Here is a 955-nt window from a genome sequence, read left to right on the forward strand (position 1 = left end):
CTGGATATGCTCCAGTCGAATGCCGTGCTTTTCCGCCCATAGCACGAGCTTGCTGCTGATGTATTCCGGGCCATTGTCGCTGCGGATAATTTGGGGCTTGCCACGCCACTCGATCACTTGATCCAGTGCGCGCACCACCCGCTCTGCCGGCAATGACAGATCGATATCCATGGTCAGGGCCTCGCGGTTGAAGTCGTCGATCAGGTTGAACAGGCGGAAGCTGCGACCGTCGGCCAACTGATCGTGCATGAAGTCCATCGACCAGCAGTGATTGATTGCCTCCGGCACAGCCAGTGGCTCGGGCTTCTCTCGCACGATGCGCTTGCGCGGCTTGATCCGCAGGTTCAACTCCAGCTCCCGATATATCCGATACACCCGTTTGTGGTTCCAGCGATAACCTTTCACGTTACGCAGATACAGGAAGCACAGGCCGAACCCCCAGTTGCGTTGGTTATGTGTGAGTCGGATTAGGTGATCGGCGATCTCGGCATTTTCTTCCGACAACCGTGGCTGGTAGCGATAGCAGGTCGTGCTGATGCCAAACGACACACACGCCAGTTTGATGCTGACCTTGCCTGAGGCAACCGCGTGTTGCGCCATCTCTCGTCGCCGAGATGGCTTCACCACTTTTTTGCCATCGCCTCCTGGATGATCTCGGCCTTCAGGCGCTCCTCGGCATACATCTTCTTCAGGCGACGATTCTCCTCCTCCAGCTCGCGCAGTCGAGCCATTAACGAGGCGTCCATGCCACCGAACTTGGCGCGCCATTTGTAGAAGGTCGCCGAACTGATGCCATGCTCGCGGCACAGTTCAGGCACGGGGCTGCCGGCTTCGGCCTGCTTGAGGATGGAGATGATTTGACTGTCCGAAAAACGCGATGTCTTCACGCAAAATTTCCTTGATCCAATTAGGAGAAAATTCTACTTCTGACGAGGACTGATTTCAGGGGGGATTA

General features: G+C 56.3%; 1 pseudogene. It reads right to left on the reverse strand.

Going from position 1 to position 955, the window contains the following annotated elements:
- A pseudogene (locus tag C1949_RS19225) lies at nucleotides 1–887 on the reverse strand (IS3 family transposase); the annotation flags it as partial.
- Between the last annotated feature and the right edge of the window lie 68 nt (nucleotides 888–955).

The sequence above is a fragment of the Halopseudomonas oceani genome (genome assembly GCF_002903165.1).
Classification (GTDB): Bacteria; Pseudomonadota; Gammaproteobacteria; order Pseudomonadales; family Pseudomonadaceae; genus Halopseudomonas; species Halopseudomonas oceani.